This window comes from Yaniella soli, assembly GCF_054782375.1.
Genome location: NZ_BAAGSP010000009.1, coordinates 1 through 23,443, shown reverse-complemented (window position 1 = coordinate 23,443; position 23,443 = coordinate 1). Strand labels below are relative to the sequence as shown.

24 protein-coding genes and 1 pseudogene are annotated in these 23,443 nt (G+C 54.5%); 19 read left to right on the top strand and 6 right to left on the bottom strand.

From position 1 onward, the window contains the following. Window positions 1-117 precede the first annotated feature (117 nt). The 9 genes from ACYVJT_RS06500 (at window position 118) to ACYVJT_RS06460 (ending at window position 10,688) form a co-directional block, all read left to right on the top strand. Window positions 118-1,419 (top strand): alpha/beta hydrolase family protein, encoded by a 1,302-nt coding sequence (locus tag ACYVJT_RS06500; protein ID WP_343957150.1) that lies wholly within the window; start codon window positions 118-120, stop codon window positions 1,417-1,419. 77 nt (window positions 1,420-1,496) lie between these two features. Beyond that, the gene (locus ACYVJT_RS06495; RefSeq protein WP_343957148.1) at window positions 1,497-2,258 is read left to right on the top strand and encodes a YebC/PmpR family DNA-binding transcriptional regulator; all 762 of its coding nucleotides are present in this window, start codon (window positions 1,497-1,499) and stop codon (window positions 2,256-2,258) included. Further along, window positions 2,259-2,903, top strand: a complete 645-nt coding sequence (gene ruvC / locus ACYVJT_RS06490) for a crossover junction endodeoxyribonuclease RuvC (protein ID WP_343957146.1) — start codon at window positions 2,259-2,261, stop codon at window positions 2,901-2,903. A gap of 82 nt (window positions 2,904-2,985) precedes the next feature. Next, window positions 2,986-3,618, top strand: coding sequence for a Holliday junction branch migration protein RuvA (gene ruvA / locus ACYVJT_RS06485; protein WP_343957144.1), 633 nt, complete (start codon window positions 2,986-2,988; stop codon window positions 3,616-3,618). A gap of 4 nt (window positions 3,619-3,622) precedes the next feature. After that, window positions 3,623-4,792 carry a Holliday junction branch migration DNA helicase RuvB gene (ruvB, locus tag ACYVJT_RS06480; RefSeq protein WP_343957142.1) on the top strand — a complete coding sequence of 390 codons (1,170 nt, stop codon included), beginning with the start codon at window positions 3,623-3,625 and terminating at the stop codon, window positions 4,790-4,792. A gap of 175 nt (window positions 4,793-4,967) precedes the next feature. Continuing rightward, window positions 4,968-5,420 carry a preprotein translocase subunit YajC gene (yajC, locus tag ACYVJT_RS06475; protein WP_343957140.1) on the top strand — a complete coding sequence of 151 codons (453 nt, stop codon included), beginning with the start codon at window positions 4,968-4,970 and terminating at the stop codon, window positions 5,418-5,420. A 50-nt stretch (window positions 5,421-5,470) separates the two neighbouring features. After that, window positions 5,471-7,210 carry a protein translocase subunit SecD gene (gene secD / locus ACYVJT_RS06470; protein ID WP_343957137.1) on the top strand — a complete coding sequence of 580 codons (1,740 nt, stop codon included), beginning with the start codon at window positions 5,471-5,473 and terminating at the stop codon, window positions 7,208-7,210. Then, on the top strand, window positions 7,207-8,235 hold the full coding sequence (secF, locus tag ACYVJT_RS06465) for a protein translocase subunit SecF (protein WP_343957135.1): 1,029 nt from the start codon (window positions 7,207-7,209) through the stop codon (window positions 8,233-8,235). Before secD ends, secF begins: the two co-directional genes overlap by 4 nt. A gap of 224 nt (window positions 8,236-8,459) precedes the next feature. After that, complete coding sequence (locus ACYVJT_RS06460; protein ID WP_343957272.1) at window positions 8,460-10,688, top strand: RelA/SpoT family protein; 2,229 nt, start codon at window positions 8,460-8,462, stop codon at window positions 10,686-10,688. Here the strand turns inward: ACYVJT_RS06460 and ACYVJT_RS06455 are convergent. Together ACYVJT_RS06455 and ACYVJT_RS06450 are read right to left on the bottom strand one after the other, a co-directional pair. Continuing rightward, on the bottom strand, window positions 10,685-11,224 hold the full coding sequence (locus ACYVJT_RS06455) for a hypothetical protein (protein WP_343957133.1): 540 nt from the start codon (window positions 11,222-11,224) through the stop codon (window positions 10,685-10,687). The genes ACYVJT_RS06460 and ACYVJT_RS06455 overlap by 4 nt on opposite strands. Before the next feature lie 182 nt (window positions 11,225-11,406). Beyond that, a complete protein-coding gene (locus ACYVJT_RS06450; RefSeq protein ID WP_343957131.1) occupies window positions 11,407-12,768 on the bottom strand; it encodes a DUF349 domain-containing protein in 1,362 nt (453 codons plus the stop codon). Window positions 12,769-12,938: 170 nt separating this feature from the next. On the opposite strand from ACYVJT_RS06450, the gene hisS reads away from it, so the two are divergent. Both hisS and aspS read left to right on the top strand, forming a co-directional pair. Next, window positions 12,939-14,300: a histidine--tRNA ligase gene (hisS, locus tag ACYVJT_RS06445; RefSeq protein ID WP_343957129.1), complete on the top strand. Its 1,362-nt coding sequence runs from the start codon at window positions 12,939-12,941 to the stop codon at window positions 14,298-14,300. 76 nt (window positions 14,301-14,376) lie between these two features. Next, complete coding sequence (gene aspS, locus ACYVJT_RS06440) at window positions 14,377-16,194, top strand: aspartate--tRNA ligase (protein ID WP_343957127.1); 1,818 nt, start codon at window positions 14,377-14,379, stop codon at window positions 16,192-16,194. On the opposite strand, the gene ACYVJT_RS06435 is transcribed toward aspS, so the two are convergent. Beyond that, window positions 16,195-16,554 carry a hypothetical protein gene (locus tag ACYVJT_RS06435; protein WP_343957125.1) on the bottom strand — a complete coding sequence of 120 codons (360 nt, stop codon included), beginning with the start codon at window positions 16,552-16,554 and terminating at the stop codon, window positions 16,195-16,197. A gap of 120 nt (window positions 16,555-16,674) precedes the next feature. Here ACYVJT_RS06435 and ACYVJT_RS06430 point away from each other — a divergent pair, with 120 nt between their 5' ends. Next, window positions 16,675-17,214: a MerR family transcriptional regulator gene (locus ACYVJT_RS06430; protein WP_343957123.1), complete on the top strand. Its 540-nt coding sequence runs from the start codon at window positions 16,675-16,677 to the stop codon at window positions 17,212-17,214. A 15-nt stretch (window positions 17,215-17,229) separates the two neighbouring features. Then, window positions 17,230-17,418 (top strand): hypothetical protein, encoded by a 189-nt coding sequence (locus ACYVJT_RS06425; protein WP_343957121.1) that lies wholly within the window; start codon window positions 17,230-17,232, stop codon window positions 17,416-17,418. A gap of 547 nt (window positions 17,419-17,965) precedes the next feature. On the opposite strand, the gene ACYVJT_RS06420 is transcribed toward ACYVJT_RS06425, so the two are convergent. Together ACYVJT_RS06420 and ACYVJT_RS06415 are read right to left on the bottom strand one after the other, a co-directional pair. Further along, a complete protein-coding gene (locus ACYVJT_RS06420) occupies window positions 17,966-19,024 on the bottom strand; it encodes a hypothetical protein (protein ID WP_343957119.1) in 1,059 nt (352 codons plus the stop codon). Between the two features lie 509 nt (window positions 19,025-19,533). Further along, window positions 19,534-19,875: a VOC family protein gene (locus ACYVJT_RS06415; RefSeq protein WP_343957117.1), complete on the bottom strand. Its 342-nt coding sequence runs from the start codon at window positions 19,873-19,875 to the stop codon at window positions 19,534-19,536. A 104-nt stretch (window positions 19,876-19,979) separates the two neighbouring features. On the opposite strand from ACYVJT_RS06415, the gene ACYVJT_RS06410 reads away from it, so the two are divergent. The 6 genes from ACYVJT_RS06410 (at window position 19,980) to ACYVJT_RS06385 (ending at window position 23,021) form a co-directional block, all read left to right on the top strand. Continuing rightward, the gene (locus tag ACYVJT_RS06410; protein WP_343957115.1) at window positions 19,980-20,933 is read left to right on the top strand and encodes a helix-turn-helix transcriptional regulator; all 954 of its coding nucleotides are present in this window, start codon (window positions 19,980-19,982) and stop codon (window positions 20,931-20,933) included. A gap of 246 nt (window positions 20,934-21,179) precedes the next feature. Continuing rightward, a complete protein-coding gene (locus ACYVJT_RS06405) occupies window positions 21,180-21,623 on the top strand; it encodes a helix-turn-helix domain-containing protein (RefSeq protein ID WP_343957113.1) in 444 nt (147 codons plus the stop codon). Between the two features lie 62 nt (window positions 21,624-21,685). Beyond that, complete coding sequence (locus ACYVJT_RS06400; protein WP_343957111.1) at window positions 21,686-21,883, top strand: hypothetical protein; 198 nt, start codon at window positions 21,686-21,688, stop codon at window positions 21,881-21,883. After that, window positions 21,883-22,266 (top strand): hypothetical protein, encoded by a 384-nt coding sequence (locus ACYVJT_RS06395; protein WP_301419470.1) that lies wholly within the window; start codon window positions 21,883-21,885, stop codon window positions 22,264-22,266. Before ACYVJT_RS06400 ends, ACYVJT_RS06395 begins: the two co-directional genes overlap by 1 nt. Window positions 22,267-22,409: 143 nt before the next feature. Beyond that, complete coding sequence (locus ACYVJT_RS06390) at window positions 22,410-22,814, top strand: cupin domain-containing protein (RefSeq protein ID WP_301419471.1); 405 nt, start codon at window positions 22,410-22,412, stop codon at window positions 22,812-22,814. 18 nt (window positions 22,815-22,832) lie between these two features. Further along, window positions 22,833-23,021 carry a hypothetical protein gene (locus tag ACYVJT_RS06385; RefSeq protein WP_343957106.1) on the top strand — a complete coding sequence of 63 codons (189 nt, stop codon included), beginning with the start codon at window positions 22,833-22,835 and terminating at the stop codon, window positions 23,019-23,021. Between the two features lie 84 nt (window positions 23,022-23,105). On the opposite strand, the pseudogene ACYVJT_RS06380 reads toward ACYVJT_RS06385, so the two are convergent. Then, window positions 23,106-23,336 (bottom strand): annotated as a pseudogene (locus tag ACYVJT_RS06380) (ATP-binding protein); the annotation flags it as partial. Window positions 23,337-23,443 lie beyond the last annotated feature (107 nt).

The window sequence follows — 23,443 nt, the reverse complement described above, 5'->3', positions numbered from 1 at the left end:
ATCGTGAATCCCTCGGTGTCGGCCAGAGATTTGCCTGACTGCAAAACGAGCATATGCGATCAGGGGAAAGTGTTTGCAACACTGGCGAAATAGGCTGATTCGGGTCAGAATGTATTCATGGGTGATGCCAACCAGCGCAACTTCGTCCGAACGCCACTTTGGAGAACTCAAAGTCGTCCAGCAAAACGTACGGTACGCTGGTCGGCCATCGGTGCTATCACCGGTGCTTTAGCAGGCACAGCACTTGCCACGATACCGACGTTAGCCTCAATTTTTGCTCGCACCGTGGTAACCCCCGATCCTCATCCTGCAGAAGACGTGAGGATCTACAGATACAGCCAAGGAGCCGGGCCTCAAGGTGAAGATCTGCTCGAGTTAGCCATGACCAGTCATACGACCGTCCAGGGTAGCTACGCGCTAGTATTTCACGACGGACAGGGAGTGGCTCGAATCGGTGAAATCGTAGCAACGCATCGCCGAAAGCAGAGCATTACCCGAGTGGTCGAAGAAATTTACAGCGGCGATCTTTCAACTGCCGTTCGGGGCCGGTGGGCTGGCTTTGTGTGGCCAAGCCCGGCAGAAGCAGGATATGCGTATGAGGACGTCTTAATCTCTGTGGATGACGGCCTTGCCCCGGCATGGTTCATCCCACCGGTTCGACACACAGACCACGCTGACATTTGGCTGATTACCGTGCACGGACGGGGATCGAAACGCAACGAAGGTCTTCGCATGATGGGTGTTGCCCAACGCATGGGGATGCCCGGTTTGCTCGTGTCGTATCGAAATGACGGAGAGGCCCCCGATGCTCGAGATCGCAAGTATGGCTTGGGCGCAACAGAATGGCCAGATATTGAGGCTGCCATCTTGTACGCGCTGAACCACGGTGCGAAATCGGTCGTCTTGGCAGGATACTCCATGGGTGGAGCCGTCAGCTTGCAAGCCGTCCACCACTCAACCTTGGCTCAGTACGTCTGCGGACTGGTGCTCGTGGGTCCAGTGATCGATTGGATGGATGTGTTGCGCCACCAGGCAGAAGTGAACCGTCTGCCAAACAGCGCTGGCAGACTCGGGCAGTGGCTGATTGAATCCACGTGGGGAAAGACGATTACGGGATTAGCTTCACCGGTAGATCTGCGTCGACTTGATTGGGTCACTCGGTCATCTGACCTCACCCATCCGATGTTGATCTTGCATTCGGAAGACGACGACTTTGTGCCCATTGGGCCATCAATAAAGTTGGCGACAAAGAACCGTCGCTTGGTGAATCTTGTACGCTTCAAAGATGCTCGTCACACGCGTGAGTGGAACGTGGATCCTGGACGATTCGAATCGGCCGTATTGACATGGCTGCACGTATTACTGACTGGTGCCGGGCACCAGCGATTAAGCCTGTCAGGGCCCAAGACTGCTGAATAATAGGCAAGCGCTTATAATAAGGGCAGTCAGTTTTACGCTAACGTCCGTGGTAGTACGCGGGGGAGGAGCTATATACAGTGGCAGGTCACTCAAAATGGCATACAACGAAGCATAAGAAAGCGGCGTTGGATGCAAAGCGCGCTAAAATGTATGCGAATCACATTAAAGCAATCGAAGTTGCAGCTCGCGCAGGGGGCGCCGACCTCCAGGGCAACCCCGGTCTTGAAATGGCTGTTGCCAAGGCGAAAAAACAGTCTGTGCCCAATGACAACATTGATCGTGCCATAAAACGTGGTGCCGGGTTGACCGGCGAAGTCGTCGATTACGCCGAGATCATGTACGAAGTACGTGGTCCCGAGGGTTCAGCGTTGCTCGTGGAATGTCTAACCGATAACCGCAACCGTGCCGCATCCGAGGTTCGTGCAACGGTGACCCGCAACGGGGGCTTTATGGCCGATCCTGGTTCGGTAGCTTTCATGTTCGAACGTCGCGGTGTGGTTCGCGTGCCTGCTGAAAACCACACAGAAGACGACATCATGATGGCTGTGATCGAAGCCGGTGCAGAAGACGTCGTGCGCTCCGGTAACGCTTTCGAAATCGTCTCTGACCCATCAGATCTACAAGACGTAGCGAAAGCCCTTGATGAAGCCGGTATCGAATATGACACTGATGAGGTCGAATACCTTGCACAGATGAAAGTCGAACTCGACACGCAAGCAGCCCAGTCGTTTATCCAACTGTGGGACGCAGTTGAAGCGCTTGATGATGTCCAACATGTATTTGCCAACGTAGAAATTTCTGCTGAAGTGCTCGACGAACTGGCATCGCAGGACGCCTAAGTGGTCAACCAAGGCGGCTCATCTCAAACATCCACAGGGTTGCGTGTATGTGCAGTGGACCCAGGTCTGACCCGTTGTGGCATTGCGGTAGTCGACATCGCCGCAAATCGGAAAGCCCGGCTCGTGGATGTGGTCGTCGTCGGTAGCCCCAGCACTGACCCAATCGGTGACAGGTTAGCGATAATTGACGCAACCATGGATGACTGGCTCGCCAAATATCAGCCAGACCATCTGGCTGTAGAGCGCATGTTTGCTCAGCACAATACGCCCACCATTATGGGGACCGCTCAGGCATCTGGCGTGGCGATTGCTGCAGCAGCCAGGAAGAACATTCCTGCGGCACTGCTGACCCCATCAGAAGTGAAAGCCGCCGTGACCGGTTCAGGTAGTGCAGATAAGAAACAAATCACAGCGATGGTCACCCGCATCCTGGGCCTTGCCACACCGCCAAAACCTGCCGATGCGGCCGATGCTATAGCAATTGCGATCGCCCACGCATGGCGAGGTGGCCTCTTCGGTCGTGGTCTGGATACCGGGAAACTCACCAGCCCCGCGAAGGCTTCGAAGTTTTCCAGCCGTCAGGGACAAGGGCATCTGACGGCTGCACAGCAACTGTGGCTTGCCGCAGAACGGCGCGCCAAGTAGGACGTCAATGTGCTAATCGACTACGGTTGCCGTAGGTTCGTTCGAGACTAGTTGGTGGTGAGAACCATCAGAGGGAGCATGCATGATCTCATCGCTGACGGGCGAAATCCAACATATCGCCATCGATAACGCCGTGATTGACGTCGGCGGTGTGGGGTATATATTTTCGGCAAGTCCCAATACTTTGTCGACGCTACGAACCAAACAACATGTCACGGTGCAAACACTGCTGCAGATACGCGATGACAATCCGGTGCTCTACGGTTTCAGCACTGCGGACGAGCGTGAGATTTTTGAGATCATGATGTCAGTATCAGGTATTGGTCCACGAACCGCGTTGGCAGTGCTCTCAATGTACGATCCCGACGAGATACGCCAATATATTGACCAGCAAGACGACAAGGCTTTCACGAAGGTCTCCGGTATCGGGCCGAAGTCTGCCCGACGGATCATCCTCGAGCTTTCTGGAAAACTTGTGCCGAGAGAAGAAACCGGGACGGCGACTGGCAAACTTGCTCAACCCCAAGGGCCCGTATGGAAAGAGCAGGTTCAGGAGGCACTAACCGGGCTGGGCTGGAACGAAAAGGATGCTGTCAAAGGCATCGATCAGACTCTAGAAGCGGAACCTGAATTAGCCGAGTCGACAGATGTTTCTGCTGCACTGCGAGCAACACTACGAAATCTCGGCGAGGGCCAGACAAGGCAACGACTCTAAACTTATGACTGAATCTGCATTTTCCTCGGACTCGAACAGTGAACGCATCGTCGCAGGTAGCGTTTCACATGAGGAACGAGAGGTCGAAGCAGCACTGCGTCCACGACATCTAGCGGACTTTGTGGGTCAGCACAGGGTGCGAAACCAACTGTCGCTGGTGTTGGAAGCCGCAAAATTGCGTGGTGCAACTGCTGACCATATTCTGCTATCCGGGCCCCCTGGTCTCGGCAAAACAACGCTGTCGATGATCGTGGCCGAAGAGATGGGAGCACCCCTACGAATTTCTTCAGGACCGGCGATCCAACACTCGGGTGATTTAGCTGCCATCTTGTCCTCCTTGACCGAAGGGGAGGTGTTGTTTCTCGACGAAATTCACCGAATGTCACGGCCCGCAGAAGAAATGTTGTATATGGCCATGGAAGACTTCCGCGTCGACATCGTCGTAGGTAAAGGCGCTGGCGCGACATCTATTCCCCTAGAGTTGCCGCCCTTTACGATCGTTGGAGCTACAACACGGGCTGGTTTGTTGCCGGGGCCCCTGCGCGACCGCTTCGGTTTCACCGGTCACCTGGACTTCTACTCCACTGACGAACTCGAAATGGTCCTACGGCGTTCCGCAGCCATGCTGGATATGCGTCTGAGCAACGAAGCATTTAGTGAAATAGCAACGCGCTCTCGTGGCACCCCACGAATCGCGAACCGGCTACTGCGTAGAGTGAGGGACTGGGCCTTAGTCAGCGGGTTACACGATGTTGATGCACGCGCTGCCGCCGCTGCGCTGGAAATGTACGAGGTCGATTCGAGAGGCCTGGATCGTCTAGACCGTTCTGTTTTAGACGCACTGTGCTCGAAATTCCATGGGGGACCGGTAGGGCTCTCCACGTTGGCGATAGCGGTCGGCGAAGAAGTTGAGACGGTCGAAACAGTGGCCGAACCATATCTCGTCCGTGAAGGATTACTCGGCCGAACGCCACGTGGACGCATCGCCATGCCTGCTGCATGGGAACACCTGGGTCTTACGCCACCGGATGATTCCGCGACACAAGGACTCTGGTCTTTGATGAATGATAGCCCGACCGGTGCAAGAAATCCGGCGGAGTCTACGCACGCGCGGCAGCATTCCGCAGTCCAAGAAGACATGGACGACATCCTCTTTACTGATGAAGGCGAATAACCGCTTTCAAGTGTGAACAGGTCAAGCTCTTGTGGGACACCAAATTCACAGTATTTTAGCGCGACCATTAGTATAGGCTCAGGCAGTATGTGTAATCCGCCGGAAATACGGCAGTTCTTTCGTGTGTGTCACTGAACGCACGAGTACGACAACAAGTTAGTTGGTAGAGGTCTAGATGACGTATAACCCAGAATTGGCCACCCTTGTCGCCCAAGCTGAAGGTGGTGGTGAACAGGGCGGTTCGAGCATGTTCATGCTGTTGATGCTCGCCGTGCTGGGACTGCTGTTCTTCATGATGATTCGACGCAGCCGCAAGGCAATGAAAACGCAGCAACAACAGCGGGCGTCCCTGGAGCCTGGTATGGACGTAATGACTACCTTTGGTCTCTACGGCACCATCATCGAAGTCGATCACGACGAAAACAAAGCCACCATGGAACTTTCACCGGGGCATTTCGCAACGATTCACCTGCAAGCCATTGGCCAGGTTGTTGAAGAAACCGAGCCAGAGTTACCAGAATCCGACATCTCGGTTGATGACGTTCCGGACTACCCAGAGCAGGCTTCCCCTGATTCTTCAGGCAACGAGTACGGTTCGGAATACAACGACCCGCGCGACGACCGCTAAGACAAGTTATCCCTCGTTGACGAACAAGAAATCGAAAGCCCGTTAACCTTATGGCGTCTAAGACCCCACAATCCCGCGCCCGGCGTACCCTGGCGTGGCTAGCGACGATCATTGTTGGCCTAGGCGCCATCTTGGGTGTCGGTGTAGCCACCAATAATTCTGATGGTGTGCCGCTGCTGGCACTCGATCTCGAGGGCGGTACCCAAATGGTGCTATCGCCAGAGACCTCCACAGGCGAAGAGATCACTTCCGAACAACTGGATCAAGCGGTCGAAATTATCCGCCAACGTGTTGATGGCTCTGGTGTATCAGAAGCAGAAGTCAATACTCAGGGTGACAATAATGTCGTGGTATCCCTGCCAGGCAGCCCGGACGAACAAACACGTGAACTGATTCAGGCTTCCGCCAACATGGAATTCCGCTCGGTTATTACCTCCGGATCCTTCACGCCAACGCCCGAGGAAGAACGGGCCGATGTTTCTGAAATTTCAGAACCAGAGGCAACTCCTGAAAATGGTTCTGACCCAAACTGGATTACTCCAGAGCTCTTTGAAGAATTTCAGGGGTACGATTGCAGCGATCCGGATGCAAATCAAATCCGGGATAATCTGCCGGCTGACGAAGCGATCATTGCCTGTGATTTCGAGATGGGTGCCAAATATATCTTGGGCCCGATGGAAATTTCCGGGGACCAGATCGACTCTGCCGACTACGGTATGGCTTCTACCCCCACGGGCGTTTCATCTAACCAGTGGGTTGTAAATATCGCGTTTGAGGAGCAAGGGTCTGAAGCGTTTCGCGAAGTCACCCAGCGTCTCACCGGGATGGAGCCCCCGCAAAATCAATTTGCCATTCTGCTCGATGGACAAATCGTATCGGCTCCAACTTCACAGGCCGTGATTCTCGACGGTCAAGCGCAAATATCTGGCAATTTCAATGAAGAGAGCGCCGCCCAGCTGGCAGAACAGTTGGAATACGGGGCGTTACCGATCTCATTCGAAGTCGAATCTGAACAGCAGATTTCCGCAACCCTTGGTCAAGATCAGCTGTTCTGGGGTCTCATGGCAGGTCTGATCGGTTTGGGACTCGTTGCCATATATCAGTTCTTCCAATACCGTGCACTCGGTTTGGTAACCCTCTCATCCATCGTGATCATGGGGTTTTTGACGTATCTTGCGATTGTGCTGCTGGGGTGGTCCGATAACTACAGACTGTCCCTGGCCGGAATTGCGGGCATTATCGTTTCGATTGGTTTGACCGCAGACTCGTTCATTGTGTATTTCGAACGCATCAAGGATGAGATGCGCAACGGTCGACCGTTCGATTCAGCTGTGAACTACGGTTGGGAACGCGCCAAACGAACCATTACAGTTTCAAAACTCGTCAACGTGTTGGCCGCTGTTGTGCTGTACTTCGTTGCAGTAGGCAACGTGCGAGGCTTCGCCTTTACTCTCGGCCTGACATCGATTGCGGACCTGATCGTCGTGTTCATGTTCACCCATCCAGTAATGAAGCTATTGGCAACGACCAAGTTCTTTGCGGGTGGCCACCCATTGTCCGGTATGGATCCGTCGCTGTTGGGACAGAAACCCCTATATCAGGGGGCCGGTCGCATTCGAGAATTCCGCAGTGATGAAGAAGTTGCCAGCAAGCGCGCCAAGAAGAATAAGCGCTCCAGTAAAGAAGCTGAACGAAGACAGACCATTGCTGAACGGCGAGCCGCCGAGCGAGCCGAGGCCTTACAAACAACCAGATCGTCAGATCGCGAGCCCGGACAGGAGGACTCATGAGTCGCTTAGCAACGTGGGGCAATGAGCTGTACGCGGGCAAGAAATCTTACCCGTTTGTGCAGAAATGGAAGACCTGGTTTATTGCTGCTCTCATCCTGCTCGCGGTCGCCAGTGGCATTACTGCGCTGCGCGGTGGGTTCAACCTCGGGATTGATTTCACGGGCGGATCTGAATTCACCGTTTCGGGTGTGGAAAATACGGATCCAGTGATCGGTGAAGAAGTTGTCGTAGAAACGCTGCCTGAAAGCGAAGTGACGGCAACCAACGTCGCCGCTGGTACCATGCGCGTCCAGACTGCTGAACTGTCGGACCAACAAACACTTGAGGTGGCCAGCAATCTCGCTGAGGCTTACGACGTGACCGCTGACGAGGTTACGTCGAGCTTCGTTGGACCAACATGGGGTGACGCAGTATCCCAGCAAATGCTGATTGGTCTGATCGTCTTTCTGGTTCTCGTTGCGCTCTATCTCGCAATTTACTTCCGGACGTGGAAGATGTCAGCCGCAGCGATCATTGGCCTGATGTATGTCGTGGCCCTCACCGTCGGCATTTATGGTGCCGTTGGCTTCGAAGTCACCCCGGCAGCGATCATCGGGTTCCTGTTGATTTTGTCCTATTCGCTGTATGACACCGTGGTTGTATTCGATAAGATTCGAGAGAACACAAGCAACCTCGACGAAGACCGACGACGGACGTTCGACGAGCTGGTGAATTTAGCGGTCAACCAGACCCTGGTCCGCTCGATCACAACATCCATCGTTGGCATCCTGCCGGTCGGCTCGATTCTCTTTATTGGTGCGGGTCTGTTGGGCGCTGGAACCCTACGGGACATCTCCCTCTCCATCTTTGTGGGAATCATTGTCGGTACCGTTGCAACACTATTTATCCAGGCTCCGCTATACGCACTCTTCCAGCGCCAGTCGAAGCCAGTTCAAGACCGTGATGCACGCATTCTCCGGAGACGCAGCCAAAACCAAGAAGAAGAATCTGCTGACGAGGAGACTGAGACGGCACCGTCTAGTTAACGAGACCTCATACTGATCCGTTCCTGCTGTCCTGTAGCCTTGAGAAAAGCTGCAGGACAGCACACGTTAACAGGCCAAAATGTCGAGGCAGCGAAGAACTGGTAGATATCGAGTGCGGCACAGTAGACTGGTTCTTCATCCACAAGGATTGTTATAAAGGAGGAAGGTTCGTGGCTTCAACACAACCGGCTTCATCACGCAACGGGCAGACAGGCCCCAACGGCCTGGTACCGGCCCGCGGTTTTGGCCGGTTCGCCCGCCTTACCGGGCGTGGATATTCGCCACTGCTGGAACCTCTCATTCGCACCTTGAAAGTCCGTCACCCCAAAGATGATATTGGTCCGGTCATTCGGGCATTCAACGTAGCAAACCATTATCACCGCGAGCAGTATCGCAAATCCGGAGACCCATACATCACCCATCCGGTGGCCGTGGCGACCATTTTGGCCGAACTTGGTCTGACGGGGGAGACCCTCGTAGCCGCATTGCTCCATGACACTGTTGAAGACACGGATTATACGCTCGAGCAAGTTGAGAAGGACTTTGGTCCGGACGTCACGTTGATCGTTGACGGCGTGACGAAGCTTGACCGTGTCAAATTCGGCGCGGCCGCCGAAGCCGAGACTGTTCGCAAAATGATCATTGCGATGGCTAAAGACGTGCGGGTTTTGATGATCAAACTTGCTGACCGACTTCATAATGCCAGGACGTGGCGCTATGTTGCCCCCGAGTCGTCAGCGCGCAAAGCCAAAGAGACACTCGAAATATACGCGGCTTTGGCACACCGTTTGGGGCTGAACACCATCAAATGGGAGCTCGAGGACCTCTCGTTTGCCGCACTGTGGCCGAAGGTCTATAAAGAGATCGTTCGACTAGTCGGCGAACGTACGCCCCAGCGCCAAAAGATCGTCACGAATCTCACCGAGCAGGTCGATAAGGAGCTCCGGTCGGTCAAGATCCGTGCGACCGTGACCGGACGATCAAAGCACTACTACTCCATCTATCAAAAGATGCAGGAGCAGGACAAAGAATTCAACGAAATTTATGATCTGCTGGGCATTCGCGTCCTGGTAGACTCCGTGCGCGATTGTTATGCCGTCCTGGGCGCCTTACACTCACGTTGGTCACCGATCCCTGGACGGTTCAAAGATTACATCGCGATGCCCAAATTCAATATGTACCAATCACTGCATACCACCGTGATCGGACCGGGCGGCAAACGTATTGAGATCCAAATCCGTACCCACGAAATGCACCACCGAGCGGAGTACGGTATTGCGGCACACTGGGCCTACAAACGTGGCGGCTCAGCAGAATCAGAAACGCCCGCATGGTTGAAGAACGTGCTGGACTGGCAAGAAGACGCATCAGATCCCAACGATTTTCTGGACTCCTTGCGTACTGAAATCGGTTCAGCAGAAGTCTATGTATTCACACCCAAAGGTGAGATCAAGGCGCTGCCCTCGGGCTCCACCCCCGTCGACTTTGCATATAGTGTGCATACTCAAGTCGGGCATCGCACGGTTGGCGCGAGGGTCAATGATCGTCTCGTGCCACTAAACACCGTTCTGAATCACGGTGATTCCGTTGAGATATTTACCGATAAGGATGAGAGCGCTGGACCGTCCCAAGACTGGTTAGGATTCGTGCGTTCGGGTCGTGCACGGAACCGTATTCGCCACTGGTTCTCGAAAGAACGCCGCGACGAAGTCATTGAGCGAGGCAAAGAACTTCTGACAAAGGAAGCTCGGAAGCACACTTTGCCACTGCAAAAAATGTTGAGCACAGATACGCTCAGCAAGGTGGCTGAAGGCCTCAACTATGACGACGTCCAAGGCGTTTATGCAGGTCTCGGAGAGGGCTCGGTCTCGTTGCAAAACGTCTTGCAACGGATCGAAGGTATTCTTGCGCCTGGAAAACACAAGGATGAACCAGAACCAGATACTGTCTCTATTCCCACGATTCCGCACCCTTCTCGGCATACCGAGTCGGGGATTGTCGTTCCCGGTGCCGGCGATGTGATGGCGAAGCTGGCTCGTTGTTGTGCGCCAGTACCACCAGATAGCATCGTCGGGTTCGTGACGCGTGGATCGGGAATCTCGGTGCACCGAAAAGACTGTCTGAATATCGTCAACACCACCGAAGAAGATCGTCTCTTAGAGGTCGCGTGGGCGCCCAGCTCAGAAGCAACCTTTAACGTCGATATGCTGGTATTGTCACTCGATCGCAAGCAGTTGTTGTCAGACCTTACAGCGGTGCTGTCTGATCATCATGTGAACATTCTGTCGGCCAATGTCAAAACTCGCCGAGACCGGGTTGCCGAAACCAGTTTCGTGTTCGAGATGGGTGACACCGGCCATTTGCAGCACCTCATGAATGCTGTGCGCCGTGTGGACGGCGTATACGACGTGTACCGGAGGTCGGACCGTAAAAAGAATACAGCCTCAAACTAGACAGCGGTCGCTTCCCAATAGGCTTCGACGACGGGAATCAACTGATCTAAAAGATGGCAGGCTTGGTCCATGCCCACCAGGTGGTTATGTTCCTGAAATCGTTGCTGCAACTGGTCTAGGTCGACACCGCATGCTAACTCCAACGCACATTGTTGGTGCCTTGCGGTACCGCCGACGCGTAATAAATCTTCGATGGTGAGCTCGGGCGCGGTGACAACCACGCCGCCAATCACCAGCAGATCTTCATCTGATACTTCCTCACGTCGCAAATAATCAATATGCCGAAATGCTGAGGGTATAACACGGGAGCGTAGGGGAGACTTCTGATACCAGACCGTTGCTGCTTCAAACATTTCCGGTGCCTGTCCACCTATATGGATCCACGCGGCCGTCAACAAGGTGGCGGTCCACTCACCGCGCACGAGCCTGTCGCCCGCCAACCGGACGCTCTTGGCGCGTTGCGACGCGGTATCTGAGACGTCAGCGTCAACATAATATGGACCGAACTGTGGTCTCAGCATGCCGTGGTAGGCCATGGCGGAGAGCTCACTGGGCGAATATGGCCTATGTGGTAGATACACATTGTGTGGCTGGACGTGATCGCTTTGCGTAGGTTCTAACAGAGTAGGCATGAATCTATGATGGCAAAAATCAGCCCCGGCCGACGGTGTGTCGGCCGGGGCTGTGGATAACTATAGGACAGCTGCGTCAGTCTCGTTTACTCACCGGCTGCCTGGATGACCTGCAGCCACTGACGACGAGCATCGAGGGCTTCTTTTGCGGCAGCAATCTTTTGCTCATTGCCCTGTTGTTCTGCCGCCGCAAGATCAGCTTCGAGCTGTTGAATCGCATCTTCGAGCTGGCTCAGAGCAGAATCGGTACGCGCCTTGGTTTCCGGGTTTGTACGGCTCCAGTGCTCGTCTTCCAGATCAGTCAGAGCTTTCTCCAATTTGCCGATGCCATCTTCCATCCGGCTCATGTCCTTGCGCGGCACACGACCAGCCTCATCCCACCGTGCACGAATGTCTTTCATCACCGAACGAGCGGTGTCTACATTCTTAAATGGAAGCTGCTGCTCGGCGTCTTTGAGAATTTGCTCTTTGACGGCAAGGTTAGCCTCATATTCGCGATCGACTTCGGCGTTCGCGGCATCACGTGCTTTAAAGAACACATCTTGCGCGCCACGGAAACGCGCCCACAGTGCATCATCGTCCTTCCGAGATGCGCGAGGAGATTTTTTCCATTCGTCCATCAAATCACGGTATTTGAGCGTTGTGGGACCCCACTCGGTGGAGTGCTGGAGCGCTTCGGCTCGGCTAATGAGAGCTTCCTTTGCTTTCTTCGCCTCTGCATTCCTCGCGTCCAACTCTGAAAAGAACGCACGACGATTCTTCTCAAACGTGTTGCGTGCAGTACGAAAGCGCTTCCATAAAGCGTCTTCTGTCGCACGTGGTAGACGGGGGCCAGATTTCTGCGCGGTCTGCCATTCGTCGAAGAGCTCACGCATCTTCTGAGTGGAGTGTTTCCACTGCGTTTTCGCCGGATCTTGTGCTGAGACTTCTTCGGCCTGCTCGACAATCTTCTCCCGTGCGGCCTGGTGCTCAGCAACAGCCTTTTCACGATCAGCCTGTTGGCGTGCTTGCCGCTCCACGAGAGTATTACGCAGGGTCTTGGCCTGATCACGAAGTTTTGTCATGTCGCCAACCATCTGGCGCTGTGCAATCGTCTCGTCGATCTGAGCAAGAGTCTTTTCTAGCTCCTGATTCGCCACGTCGGTTTCAAGACGTTGTTTGAGCAGTTGCAGCTGCGTCATGACGTCATCATATTTACGTACGTAGTACGCCAAAGCTTCGTCTTTCGACGCCTCTGGGAGTTGACCGACCTCGATGGGTTCACCGCCATCAAGTAGGGTTACGACACCGTCATCGGAAACCTCAGCAAACTGCTTGGCTTCCTCAAGATCAGATGTATAGGCAGGAGCCGGTGCCACCGGAGCAACAGGAGTTACTTGGGCAGGCGTGACTGAGCCTGGTTTAGGAGCCGCAGGTTTTGGGGCGTCGGGTTGTTGACTGGTTGTCACCGCGAAAACTTTCTTGCTAGGTGGAGATCCCGTCAGCCATCGGATGACTGTTATGAGATAGTCATTGATAGCCTACGCGATACGCATACAATGGCAGAGTACTTTAAAAAGCACGCACGAATGTGCTCATTGCACTACCGACAATTTTACTTTCTGGAGAATACGCCCATATGTCCCGTAAGACTTCACTATCTGGATTTCACGAATGGTTGCCGCAAGAGCGTCTCGTGGAACTCCATGTGCTCAACACACTGGCAGAAGTCTTCGAGCTCCATGGCTTTTCCAGCATCGAGACCCGCGCAGTGGAACCGCTGGGCACGCTCTTGCGCAAGGGTGAAATCGATAAAGAGGTTTATACTGTCTCACGCATTCACGAGACCAATGCGCCAGACCCTGAAGACACCTCGCGTCTAGCGCTGCACTTTGACTTGACGGTGCCCTTTGCCCGCTATGTGATCGAAAATGCGGGACACCTGACCTTTCCTTTTCGTCGCTATCAGATCCAAAAAGTCTGGCGAGGAGAACGCCCGCAAGAAGGTCGTGCCCGCGAGTTTACCCAGGCTGATATCGACGTTGTTGGTGACGGGGCGTTGGACTTCCGCCATGACATCGACGTGGCACTGGTAATGGCCGAGGCGCTGTCCACACTGCCGATCGGGCAATTCATCATTCGGATCAATAACCGGAAACTAGCCGAGGGCTTTTACCAGGGGATTGGTCTGACAGACACTGCTGGCGTACTGCGGAACATTGATAAGCTCGAGAAAATCGGGGTCGAGAAGGTTTCCGAAGCCTTGCAAGAAGAACTGGGCGCGAGTCCCGAGCAGGCGAAACTCGCCTTGGCTCTGGCTCAGATCCGTGCTGAAGACTCGTCGTTTGTTGATGACGTTCGTGCCCTCGGTGTCGAGAACGAACTCTTGGAAGAGGGCCTGACCGAACTCGCTGAAGTCATCGATCAGTTGTATAAGCGCGCCCCAGGCACCGCTGTGGCTGATCTATCGATCGCGCGCGGACTGGATTACTACACGGGCACCGTCTACGAAACGAACCTGGTTGGCCACGAGCAACTCGGTTCAATCTGTTCTGGCGGGCGCTATGATGCATTAGCAACCAAAGGCAAACGAACATTTCCAGGGGTTGGACTGTCGATCGGTGTGACGCGTCTGATCTCGAGAATGTTTTCGCAAGACATGGTCCAGGCCAGCCGAAATGTCCCCACCACCGTCTACGTTGCGCTGACCGACGATGACGATTGGTCATCGGCGCAAGACATCGCGCAGTCGCTGAGGGCACGTGGTATCAGTACTGAGGTCGCAACCAAGGCCGAGAAGTTTGGTAAACAAATCCGTCACGCGGATCGTCGTGGTATTCCGTATGTGTGGTTTACCAACTATGACGAGGCAGGCGACGCGAGCCACGAAATTAAAGACATTCGTTCCGGCGAGCAGGTCTCTGTAGACCTGGACACGTGGATGCCACCGACGGACGATCTGCGCCCCGTCATCACCAAGGTTGAAGACACCGCCAACTAGAACCGGCGGCGGTAGACTAACCACGAACACCACAAGTTTTTAACACACACGTAGAATTCAAAAGGGGAAAGACAACGTGCTTCGCACCCATCAACTCGGCACTCTCAACGCCGAACACATCGGCCAAACCGTGACCGTCGCAGGCTGGGTTGCTCGCCGCCGCGACCACGGTGGGGTAGCCTTCATCGACCTGCGTGATGCCTCCGGCGTCGCACAAATCGTGGTCCACGATGAATCCCAGTTCGATCACTTGCGTAATGAATATGTTTTGCAAGTCAGCGCTGAAGTGAAAGCCCGTCCAGAGGGCAGCGAGAACACCAATATCGCTTCTGGCGCGGTGGAACTGTATGCCTCGGACGTCACCGTGTTGAATACTGCAGCACCCCTCCCGTTTCAGATCGATGAGCACGTTGAGGTGGGGGAAGAAATTCGTCTGGCCCACCGGTACTTGGACCTGCGCCGCCCGGAACCAGCCCGTATCATGCGCTTGCGGTCCGAGGTCAATCGAGTGGCTCGAAACCTCCTGGCTGAACAAGAATATGTTGAGGTTGAGACCCCAACGTTGACACGTTCCACTCCGGAAGGTGCTCGCGACTTTGTGGTCCCCGCACGGCTGGATCCGGGTTCCTGGTACGCGTTGCCACAGTCCCCACAGCTGTTTAAACAACTGCTGCAGGTGGGCGGTATTGAACGCTACTATCAGATCGCACGGTGCTACCGTGACGAGGACTTCCGTGCCGACCGTCAGCCGGAATTCACGCAGTTGGATATCGAAGCCTCCTTCGTCGAAGAAGATGACATCATCGCGCTGGCCGAAGAACTTCTTGCTGCCATCTGGAAGCTCATTGGTGTCGAGATCACGACACCGATCCCACGGATGACCTACCGCGAAGCGATGGAAAAATACGGCACGGACAAACCAGACCTGCGTTTTGGCCTGCCCCTGACCGATATGACGGAATACTTCAAGGACACTCCATTCCGGGTATTTCAAAACGACTACGTCGGTGCCGTGGTGATGCCCGGTGGGGGCTCCCAGCCACGCCGTCAGCTCGACGCCTGGCAGGAATGGGCCAAGCAACGCGGGGCACATGGGCTGGCCTACGTGCTGTACAAGGAAGATGGCGAACTGACCGGGCCGGTCTCCAAAAACATTTCTGAAACAGAACTGGCTGGCCTGGCCGAAAAAGTCGATGCCGATCCAGGTGACGCCATCTTCTTCGCAGCTGGTGACCCTGCCGCATCACGAGCACTGCTAGGAGCAGCCCGAGTAGAAATCGGTTACCGCACAGGTCTCATCAAGACCAACTCAGAAGTACCAGCAGAAGAACAAGACTGGGCCTTTGTCTGGGTAGTCGATGCCCCAATGTTTGAACCCGCGTCCTTGGCGGAAGCCGAAGGCGACGTCGCCGTTGGTGACGGCGCATGGACCGCAGTCCACCACGCCTTTACATCACCGAAGCCGGAATTCATGGACACCTTCGACACCAACCCGGGTGAGGCGCTGGCCTACGCGTATGACATCGTGGTCAATGGCAATGAGATCGGCGGTGGCTCGATCCGTATCCACAACCAAGAAGTCCAGAAGCGTGTCTTCAACGTTATGGGTATCTCCGACGAAGAGGCTCAAGAGAAATTTGGTTTCCTGTTGGAAGCCTTTAAATACGGTGCACCACCACACGGTGGCATTGCCTTCGGTTGGGACCGGATCCTGTCGCTGGTGGCTGGGACCGACTCAATTCGCGAAGTCATTGCCTTCCCGAAGACCGGTAACGGACATGACCCACTCACTGATGCGCCGGCGCCCATCACCGTTGAGCAACGCGCCGAAACCGGTGTGGACTACGTTCCAGAAGAAGATGAAGAAGACGTGACCCAAGAGGCCGACGTCTAATTAACGTAGCCAGCCAAATCGCCGATCGAACAAACTGCCAAAGAACTGGGTGTCATCGAAGTGGCCACGGATGCTGTAGATCTGGTCGCGTTCAATTGAGCTCATCGTTGCCAGAACGTGAAGCCAGTCATCAGCACGATCGCATTCAGCAAGATCGGCGAGGGTCTCGAGCACCTCGCCACGGGTGATGTGACAGGTCGACTCGGCATCTTTGCCGCCCTTGCGGAGTTCGAACGCGAACGCATCTCTGAGCGCACCAAAGCCGGCCAGCTTCTGAAATGTAATTGTCAGGAGTCGTCTGCACAACCTGCCATTAAGTTCATTAGTCGCCTGCACGAACCATCGGACAGGCGTTTTCATTGTGCTGTGGCCGATCCTCAACAGAGATATATCGCTGCAAGGTAGGGAGCGTTTGACTCTCCTCTGACAGGAGGCCTGATACTGAAAAGTGTTAGGCCACTACGGAAGGAGATTGCAGTCATGACGACTATTGGAGAATTTGCCCTGCACACCGGTCTCAGCGTGAAAGCGCTGCGATTTTATGATGAGCGCGGGATCCTGCCAGCGGCCGAGGTCGACCCGGCCACCGGGTACCGGTTCTATGCCGCCGGGCAGTTACGGGCCGCTACCACTATTCGAGTTTTGCGGACAGCGGGGATGTCACTGGAAGCTGTCGAGCAGGTGCTTCAAGAGCCAGACCGTGCAGTGGACCTTTTGGCCTCCCATCAGCATCAGCTCCAAGCTCAGCGGGAAGTTCAAGACCGGGCGATTCGTATCGGCCAAGGCATGCTGACCGAAGCAGTCCAGAAGCCAGACGTCAAAACCCGGCACGTCGGTCCTACCCATTGGGTATCGGTCTCAACCACGGTGAGGGTCGCCGATGATGACACTGACGATCCCGCGTGGGCAAACAGCTACTTTCAGAGGCTCCACACCGCACTGTCTCAGGCTGGTAATCCGCCCATCGGCGGCTGGTGGATTGTTGTAGATCCAGCTGATGCCACTGATGAGGTGGAATGATTGTTGAGTTGGCCCGTGCGTGAACCAGGACCGCAGGACTTCTCCCTCGACGGCGCAGAGCTACGCAGTGGGACCCTGCCAGATTGCACCGAAGCGTTCGTGCGCACCGAGATCGACGATGTTGAAGACGACTTGCTTGACGATACTGCAGGCGGTCGTTTGCTGCATTCCGAAGTATCTCGACTTCGTCGAATACCTGGATAAGAATGGCCACCAACTTCGTCAATTGCGACAAGCCGCGATACTCAGCGATGAAGGTGTACCGGTGGCCATGGAACTTACAGCGGCCATCAATCCATAAGAGGATTCTTCTTTTACGGACTTCTTTCGGCTCGCCACCGATTGCTCAATGAAGTGTCCTATCAGAGAGTGTGAAATCCAGCAGTTGGCAACTGATCTATCTTAGATTTCGCAGGTGATGCTGCCAGCTTCGTCCTGACGGGAAAAAGGTCCTCGGCATCGGCCTGTGAAACCGGCTTCTGAAATCCTTGCAGTCAGCTTCTGAAAATGACAGCATCGTTCAGATGATCCGACCGCGTATCATTGGCCTACCCAAGCAGCGTCGGTTGTGACCTCGATAGTAAATAGCGGTTGCCGCCGACGACGAACACGAATACCTTGTAGGACGACGACACGTGATTTGAAGACGCCGTCACCTACGTGGCCTCGGACATGGATTGAGCCTGCGTCGGCAGCTGTACAGGTGGCCGTGCAGTCGGTGACCCGAACGGACGGTAGTCATGAGGACGGTTCAGCTCCGTTCGTCGCGTTCCTTCTCCCGCTGCCAGTATCGTTGCGCCTGTCGCCGACCGTTGGTGAGGTCTCTGACAGCGCGCTCACTATCGAAGTTAGAGCCGACAGCACCAGCGACAGTGCCCAGCGAGGCTGCAAGCCAGGCGATGTCGACATAGTTCTGCAAGGACGCCTCCGCGCCCATTGTTTGGGCCATGAAACCCGGATCGATCACTATTAACCCTGTGAGGAAGATGCTGAGAAAAAGGCCGAGGTACAGGACCGCGACTGCTAATCCCAAAGTGGCCACGGTAGCCACATTGTACATCGCGGACTCTTCGAGGCTGCCCCACTGGTGAGCCCTTTCCCACAAGCGATTGGCGAACAGCAACCACAAGACTATCAGCACAAGTGCACATCCGGTGATCAGCCATAAACGCCAGGGAGGGGAGCTGTCCGCCATCTCCCAGATAGAAGAGTAAAAGATACCGAACGCGGCTGTCCCGGTAGCGGCAGCCAGGACACTGGACAGTTTCGGAACCGCTGCCAGTGGTTCATTCGTCCGGACCATACCGAGGACCATGCTGATTCTGCCCGGTCGCCACCATGGCGAAGCGATATAGGCGGATCGGCCGGTTTCGGAATGCTGTTCGTGAACAGTGCCAAACCGCATTCGCGCCTTACCGATCTCTGGTGATCGTTGTTCTACGAGGGCATCCAAGGAATCGAAGATCACGCGCCGAAGTTTGTCGTGGAGGCCCAACCATCCCAATGCTGGCAGTGAGATGATGGCCAACCGCTCGGTGAAATGCAGGCCGACGAGTTTGGGCCGTCGTCCAGCTCGGCGAGGGATCTCGGTGATAATAACCAGCAAATCTGCTTCATCTTTATGCGTCCACCCTCGCACTGTATCCAGATCAAGCGTGCCGTCGGTTCGTAAAGGAATCTGGCGCTTGTTGTGGATCAGCCGGTACTTTCCCTCAGCCCCTCCGGAGTCGGTTTCAATAAGAACTTTCGACAGCATTCGGGAGGGCAGGCCGGGGTCAGAAAGGACATCGACGCTATAGGGAGGACTCATCACCACTACCCTTCTATAGTCACGATCGAGCTTACATAGTCACGTTCGAGCTTACAATGCCTCATCGTATGATCGAGCGTGTCTGGTGTAGCTCTCATGCGCGATTCTGAGCAACCGGCCTCGGCGGCGTGTGGTGGGTATTTTATGTTCAAGATTGGCTCAGCAATAGTGATTCGCAGCTTGTGGGGACCACGTTTTACACGGCCGTTCGATTATCCTCCCCGCACGTGTCGCGAACGGCCAACTCGCGGTGAAAGTCAGTTGGGGCCCCAACTGACACAGGTCACATGACATACCCCAAAGCGTGTGTCATAGCCCTAATGTAGCAGTACCCGTGAAAACATGGAGGAGTTGCAACATAGAAAGTGGTACTGAATTCTGCAACACAATCGTTGAGCTGGGACCTGGACGTCCATTGAGGACGAGCAGAGCATGAGGATGGCGGGAAACGGTGGAGCAGAAACGACAGATTATGCAACACTAAGCTCAATCTACAGGAGCGACCCGAATCAGGTTGCAGTCAGGGTCAGCGACTTCGAATGTACGACCGAAGACATCATATAGGGCTCTTCGATCACTGTGACATTCTTCTTGACCCAGCGTTCATAAACCTCGTCTATAACAGCGGGCGTCCCCGGTATCATTAAGCCAACTTCACTCATCCGCGGGGTGGTTGGGACGGCATGTTCATTGCGACCAGTCCACAAGGCAAACAGCACATCCGGAGCAACCTCGAATGCGACATAGCGTGGACTGGTAAAAATTGGCTGGAGGTCGAATAGATCGCTGTAGAAAGCTGTAACAGCTTGTGCATCTTGAACGTAGATCAAAAATAGATTCGGTGCGGTCATGATGGCTCCTTATTTATAGAGGTCGTGGCCGGAATTGAGGGCCACGATCGACTAAACCAGGAATAGACGACAGAACCTGTCATCTTTTATGCGACACTTATGACATGAAGTCAGCCAGGCTCCTGTCGATATTGCTGCTCTTGCAAGCGCGCCCCAAGATGAGCACCCGCGATCTTGCTGAGTGCCTGGAAGTCTCGCGTCGAACGGTCCTTCGGGATGTCGAGGCTCTGTCTGCGGCTGGAGTCCCGGTTAATGCGGAACGGGGCCGCAATGGAGGCATCGTCCTTCTCACGGGTGCACGGCTAAACGTTTCCCACCTTGATCCCGGTGAGGTAGAAACACTCACCCTCGGAGGGTTAGATGCTACCCAGCTTGAACAGTTGAATCTGTCTGGTATTGCCCACCAGGCTTTCCGAAAAATCGCCGCTTACCAGCAACGGTTAACCGTGCACGCCAACTCGGTACCCCTCCGTGACCTCATCCTGATAGAAAATACGTCATGGATGACCCGCCCAGACCATACGGTAGATATCGCTGAGCTGGTGGTGGATTTGCAACAAGGAAAGAGGCTGCCGATCACCTATCGGCATAGCAATGCTGATGACCCGGTCCAGTACGTTGTCGATCCATACGGGGTCGTTGCGAAATCGACCCGATGGTATGTAGTCGCTGACCACCGTGGACAGCCGAGGATGTATGCGCTGAGCAGGCTTTGGAATTATGAAGTGACGACAGATCCTGCGGTAACGCGTCCAGGGGATACTCTGCATACGGTGTGGTCATCGCTAAAAGCGTCGGTTGAAACTCCTGGCGACATTACATTCACTGCGAACCTACGGACCAGCCGACTCGATCGGGCTCATCGAATTCTTGGCACCCGGCTACAACAGCCAATACCGGTCAACCAAGAATGGAGCCAGGTGGCCATCCACTACAAGGAGATCGAAGCCGTTCGCCAGCTCCTGCAGGTTGGTGACCACATTGAAGTGCTTGCGCCTACGGCTGCGAGACAACGCATTCGCGAACTTGCTGAAGACCTTACCAAACGCCACGCGTAGAGCTAGATGTCTTCTGACCAGGTGCGCCGACGAACACGACCGCCAAATGAAGATGCGAAAAACCGCCAAACGAAGTTGCGACTCACAGTCGGCGTGTAAAAGGGTATACCCACTTGGACACTTTGCTAGCTTGGGCGGCTCAGATAAGTAGGGCACGAAATTCAGAGATTGCACTTATAAGTGCAAGAGAGATATTCTGAGATGAGTTGTACCGCGCGGATCGCGGTACCCAGGATTCAAGGAGGGATGATGGCAACCGCCACACCAGAACGAATCACCGTCGGGAATGAAACTCTTAAAGAGGCGCGCGAAGCCGGTAAAGAAGATCTTCAGAATTCTTCTTTGGTCCTTCGCCATGCTGATGGTAGTGAGCAAGTTTTTCCTGCCCATTTACAGGAAGTTTTGATCAATACATTGAAGGCCCTTGCTGGTAGCGGCGAGGTATCCATTGGAAAGATGCCTGATGAGCTGACTACCACTGTTGCTGCGGACGCCATAGGTGTATCTCGGCCAACGCTCATGAAGTGGGCGCAAGAAGGAAAAATCGACTCGTACAAAGTTGGGTCGCACTCACGCTTCAGACATGATGATGTTCTTGCCCTGAAGAAACAGCGAGTACAAGCTCAGCGGGATGCCTTCACTGAATTGCGTACCCTGGATGCTGAGCTTGACGAAATGTTTGAGGACTAACCCATGATCACAGTGCAAGCCGTATTAGCTATTTAGCGCGTTGGGTCACCTGAGCTTACAGGATGCCCCAACGCTTTTTTGTTGATACCAATGTCTTCTACAGCAAAACACTCATGGATTGGCTTTTCCTTTTAAAGCAGGAAAACAACACTATGTTCCAACTGCACGCCACCGAAGACGTCTTTGCTGAAGTGGCATTAAATATGCAAAAAAGCACCCGCGCCTGCCAGGACATATCGTCCGCCGTCGAGTGGAACTAATGCGAATGTTCGTTGATGAAGTGCTGGACACTTTTCCACATGACCTGACGTTTACCGGCACCGACGAGGGTGATTATCACATTCATGCTGCTGCGACGCATTGTCAGGCGGATCTGCTCCTAACCGATGATGATCCACGAGACATCACTACTACCGAAAACGTGCACTACGACATTATCTGTCCGGACGATTTTTTCGTGCTGGTGACAAAATCAGCGCCACCGAAGATGCTTTATCCGATCATCAAAGAACAGATAGCGTACTGGTCGAAGAACCCGAAGCACCAGCAACTCGATGAAGCACTGCGCCGTGCAGACTGCACAGAATTCGCTGAGATAGTTCGTAGCGCGTTGCAAAGAATGGCGCTCATGAGCGAAATATAGAACGACCTCGAGCTCAAGCCTGCGAAGGCTTCAGTACGTCCGGTATACCCGCTGTGAGACTTGGGAGTAGCTGGTCTGGGACTGGCTGTAAGGCTAGCCTACCCATCCTGGTTTGACTATTGGATGGTCGATAGGATCCAAATATGACTAAATATATTGATCATGGCCCAAACCCCTATGTCGTCAACATCGAGGACGCAACGTTAGCGAATGAGAACTTTCGCACCGCGTCGTGGACCGGCGAGAAAATTCAGCTAACGTTGATGTCGATCCCAGTCGGCGGAGATGTAGGGCTGGAAGTACACAACGATACCGATCAGTTCCTACGCCTGGAGCAGGGACGCGGCCGCGTTCAGATGGGGCCCTCGAAAGATGAGTTCACTTTCGACGAAGAAGTGTCCGATGACTGGATCATCCTGGTACCCAAAGGTATGTGGCACAACGTCACCAACATCGGTGATGAGCCCATGAAGATCTATAGCCTCTACGCCCCGCCGCATCACGCGCACGGCACCATCCACGAAACACAAGCAGACCAGGACCACTAGGTCACACCGTCTCCGATCGTGACTACGACTGAACGCTTGTATTCCGCCCTTGTCCATCGCGACCCCGAAGCAGAACAGCAACTACCCGCCGAAAGCCGCGGCGCCATAGCCCCCAATGGGCTTCGCCTCGTGTTGGCGAATTCTTTGCAGTCCTCGGGAGACCAGGTGGTCAACGCTTCCACGGTTCTGCCCTGGCTCTTTGAATAGTACGGCCTTCTAGAACCAGGTGTCTGGGCAACCAGTACCGTGTTTCTGGGAAGTGGGAACTGGTTGCTCAGACATTGTGTTTGGTCAGTCGTCGTCGGGTTCGTGGTGTTGGGGTCGCATGTTGGGCCCGTCGGGTCGGATGAATAGGGCTGGTCGGATCAGTCTATTCAATAACGAGTCGGCGGTGATGCTGTCGTCGATGGCTCGGTACCAGTCTTCAGGTTCGAGCTGGGAAGCGATGACAGTGGGGGCTTTGCCATCGCGTCCTTCTAGGATTTCGAATAGCGCCCAGGTGGCTTGCATGCTGATGGGCGTGGTAAAGAAATCGTCTTATGTAAAGCAAAAGATTATGCGAAGTTCACCACGGCTGGGGCCGTATTCTCGACTTTGTCGTGAGTGTTGCTTCGCATAATCTATTGGTT

Excerpts from the sequence above, each read along its gene's own strand:
- ACYVJT_RS06430 (WP_343957123.1), top strand. The coding sequence starts at position 16,675 with ATGACGACTATTGGAGAATTTGCCCTGCACACCGGTCTCAGCGTGAAA.
- hisS (WP_343957129.1), top strand. The coding sequence starts at position 12,939 with ATGTCCCGTAAGACTTCACTATCTGGATTTCACGAATGGTTGCCGCAA.
- ACYVJT_RS06500 (WP_343957150.1), top strand. The coding sequence starts at position 118 with ATGGGTGATGCCAACCAGCGCAACTTCGTCCGAACGCCACTTTGGAGA.
- ACYVJT_RS06455 (WP_343957133.1), bottom strand. The coding sequence starts at position 11,224 with ATGGCCTACCACGGCATGCTGAGACCACAGTTCGGTCCATATTATGTT.
- ACYVJT_RS06395 (WP_301419470.1), top strand. The coding sequence starts at position 21,883 with ATGCGAATGTTCGTTGATGAAGTGCTGGACACTTTTCCACATGACCTG.
- ACYVJT_RS06390 (WP_301419471.1), top strand. The coding sequence starts at position 22,410 with ATGACTAAATATATTGATCATGGCCCAAACCCCTATGTCGTCAACATC.
- ACYVJT_RS06415 (WP_343957117.1), bottom strand. The coding sequence starts at position 19,875 with ATGACCGCACCGAATCTATTTTTGATCTACGTTCAAGATGCACAAGCT.
- ACYVJT_RS06410 (WP_343957115.1), top strand. The coding sequence starts at position 19,980 with ATGAAGTCAGCCAGGCTCCTGTCGATATTGCTGCTCTTGCAAGCGCGC.
- secD (WP_343957137.1), top strand. The coding sequence starts at position 5,471 with ATGGCGTCTAAGACCCCACAATCCCGCGCCCGGCGTACCCTGGCGTGG.
- ACYVJT_RS06400 (WP_343957111.1), top strand. The coding sequence starts at position 21,686 with ATGCCCCAACGCTTTTTTGTTGATACCAATGTCTTCTACAGCAAAACA.
- ruvA (WP_343957144.1), top strand. The coding sequence starts at position 2,986 with ATGATCTCATCGCTGACGGGCGAAATCCAACATATCGCCATCGATAAC.
- yajC (WP_343957140.1), top strand. The coding sequence starts at position 4,968 with ATGACGTATAACCCAGAATTGGCCACCCTTGTCGCCCAAGCTGAAGGT.
- ACYVJT_RS06405 (WP_343957113.1), top strand. The coding sequence starts at position 21,180 with ATGATGGCAACCGCCACACCAGAACGAATCACCGTCGGGAATGAAACT.
- ruvB (WP_343957142.1), top strand. The coding sequence starts at position 3,623 with ATGACTGAATCTGCATTTTCCTCGGACTCGAACAGTGAACGCATCGTC.
- secF (WP_343957135.1), top strand. The coding sequence starts at position 7,207 with ATGAGTCGCTTAGCAACGTGGGGCAATGAGCTGTACGCGGGCAAGAAA.
- ACYVJT_RS06420 (WP_343957119.1), bottom strand. The coding sequence starts at position 19,024 with ATGAGTCCTCCCTATAGCGTCGATGTCCTTTCTGACCCCGGCCTGCCC.
- ACYVJT_RS06435 (WP_343957125.1), bottom strand. The coding sequence starts at position 16,554 with ATGAAAACGCCTGTCCGATGGTTCGTGCAGGCGACTAATGAACTTAAT.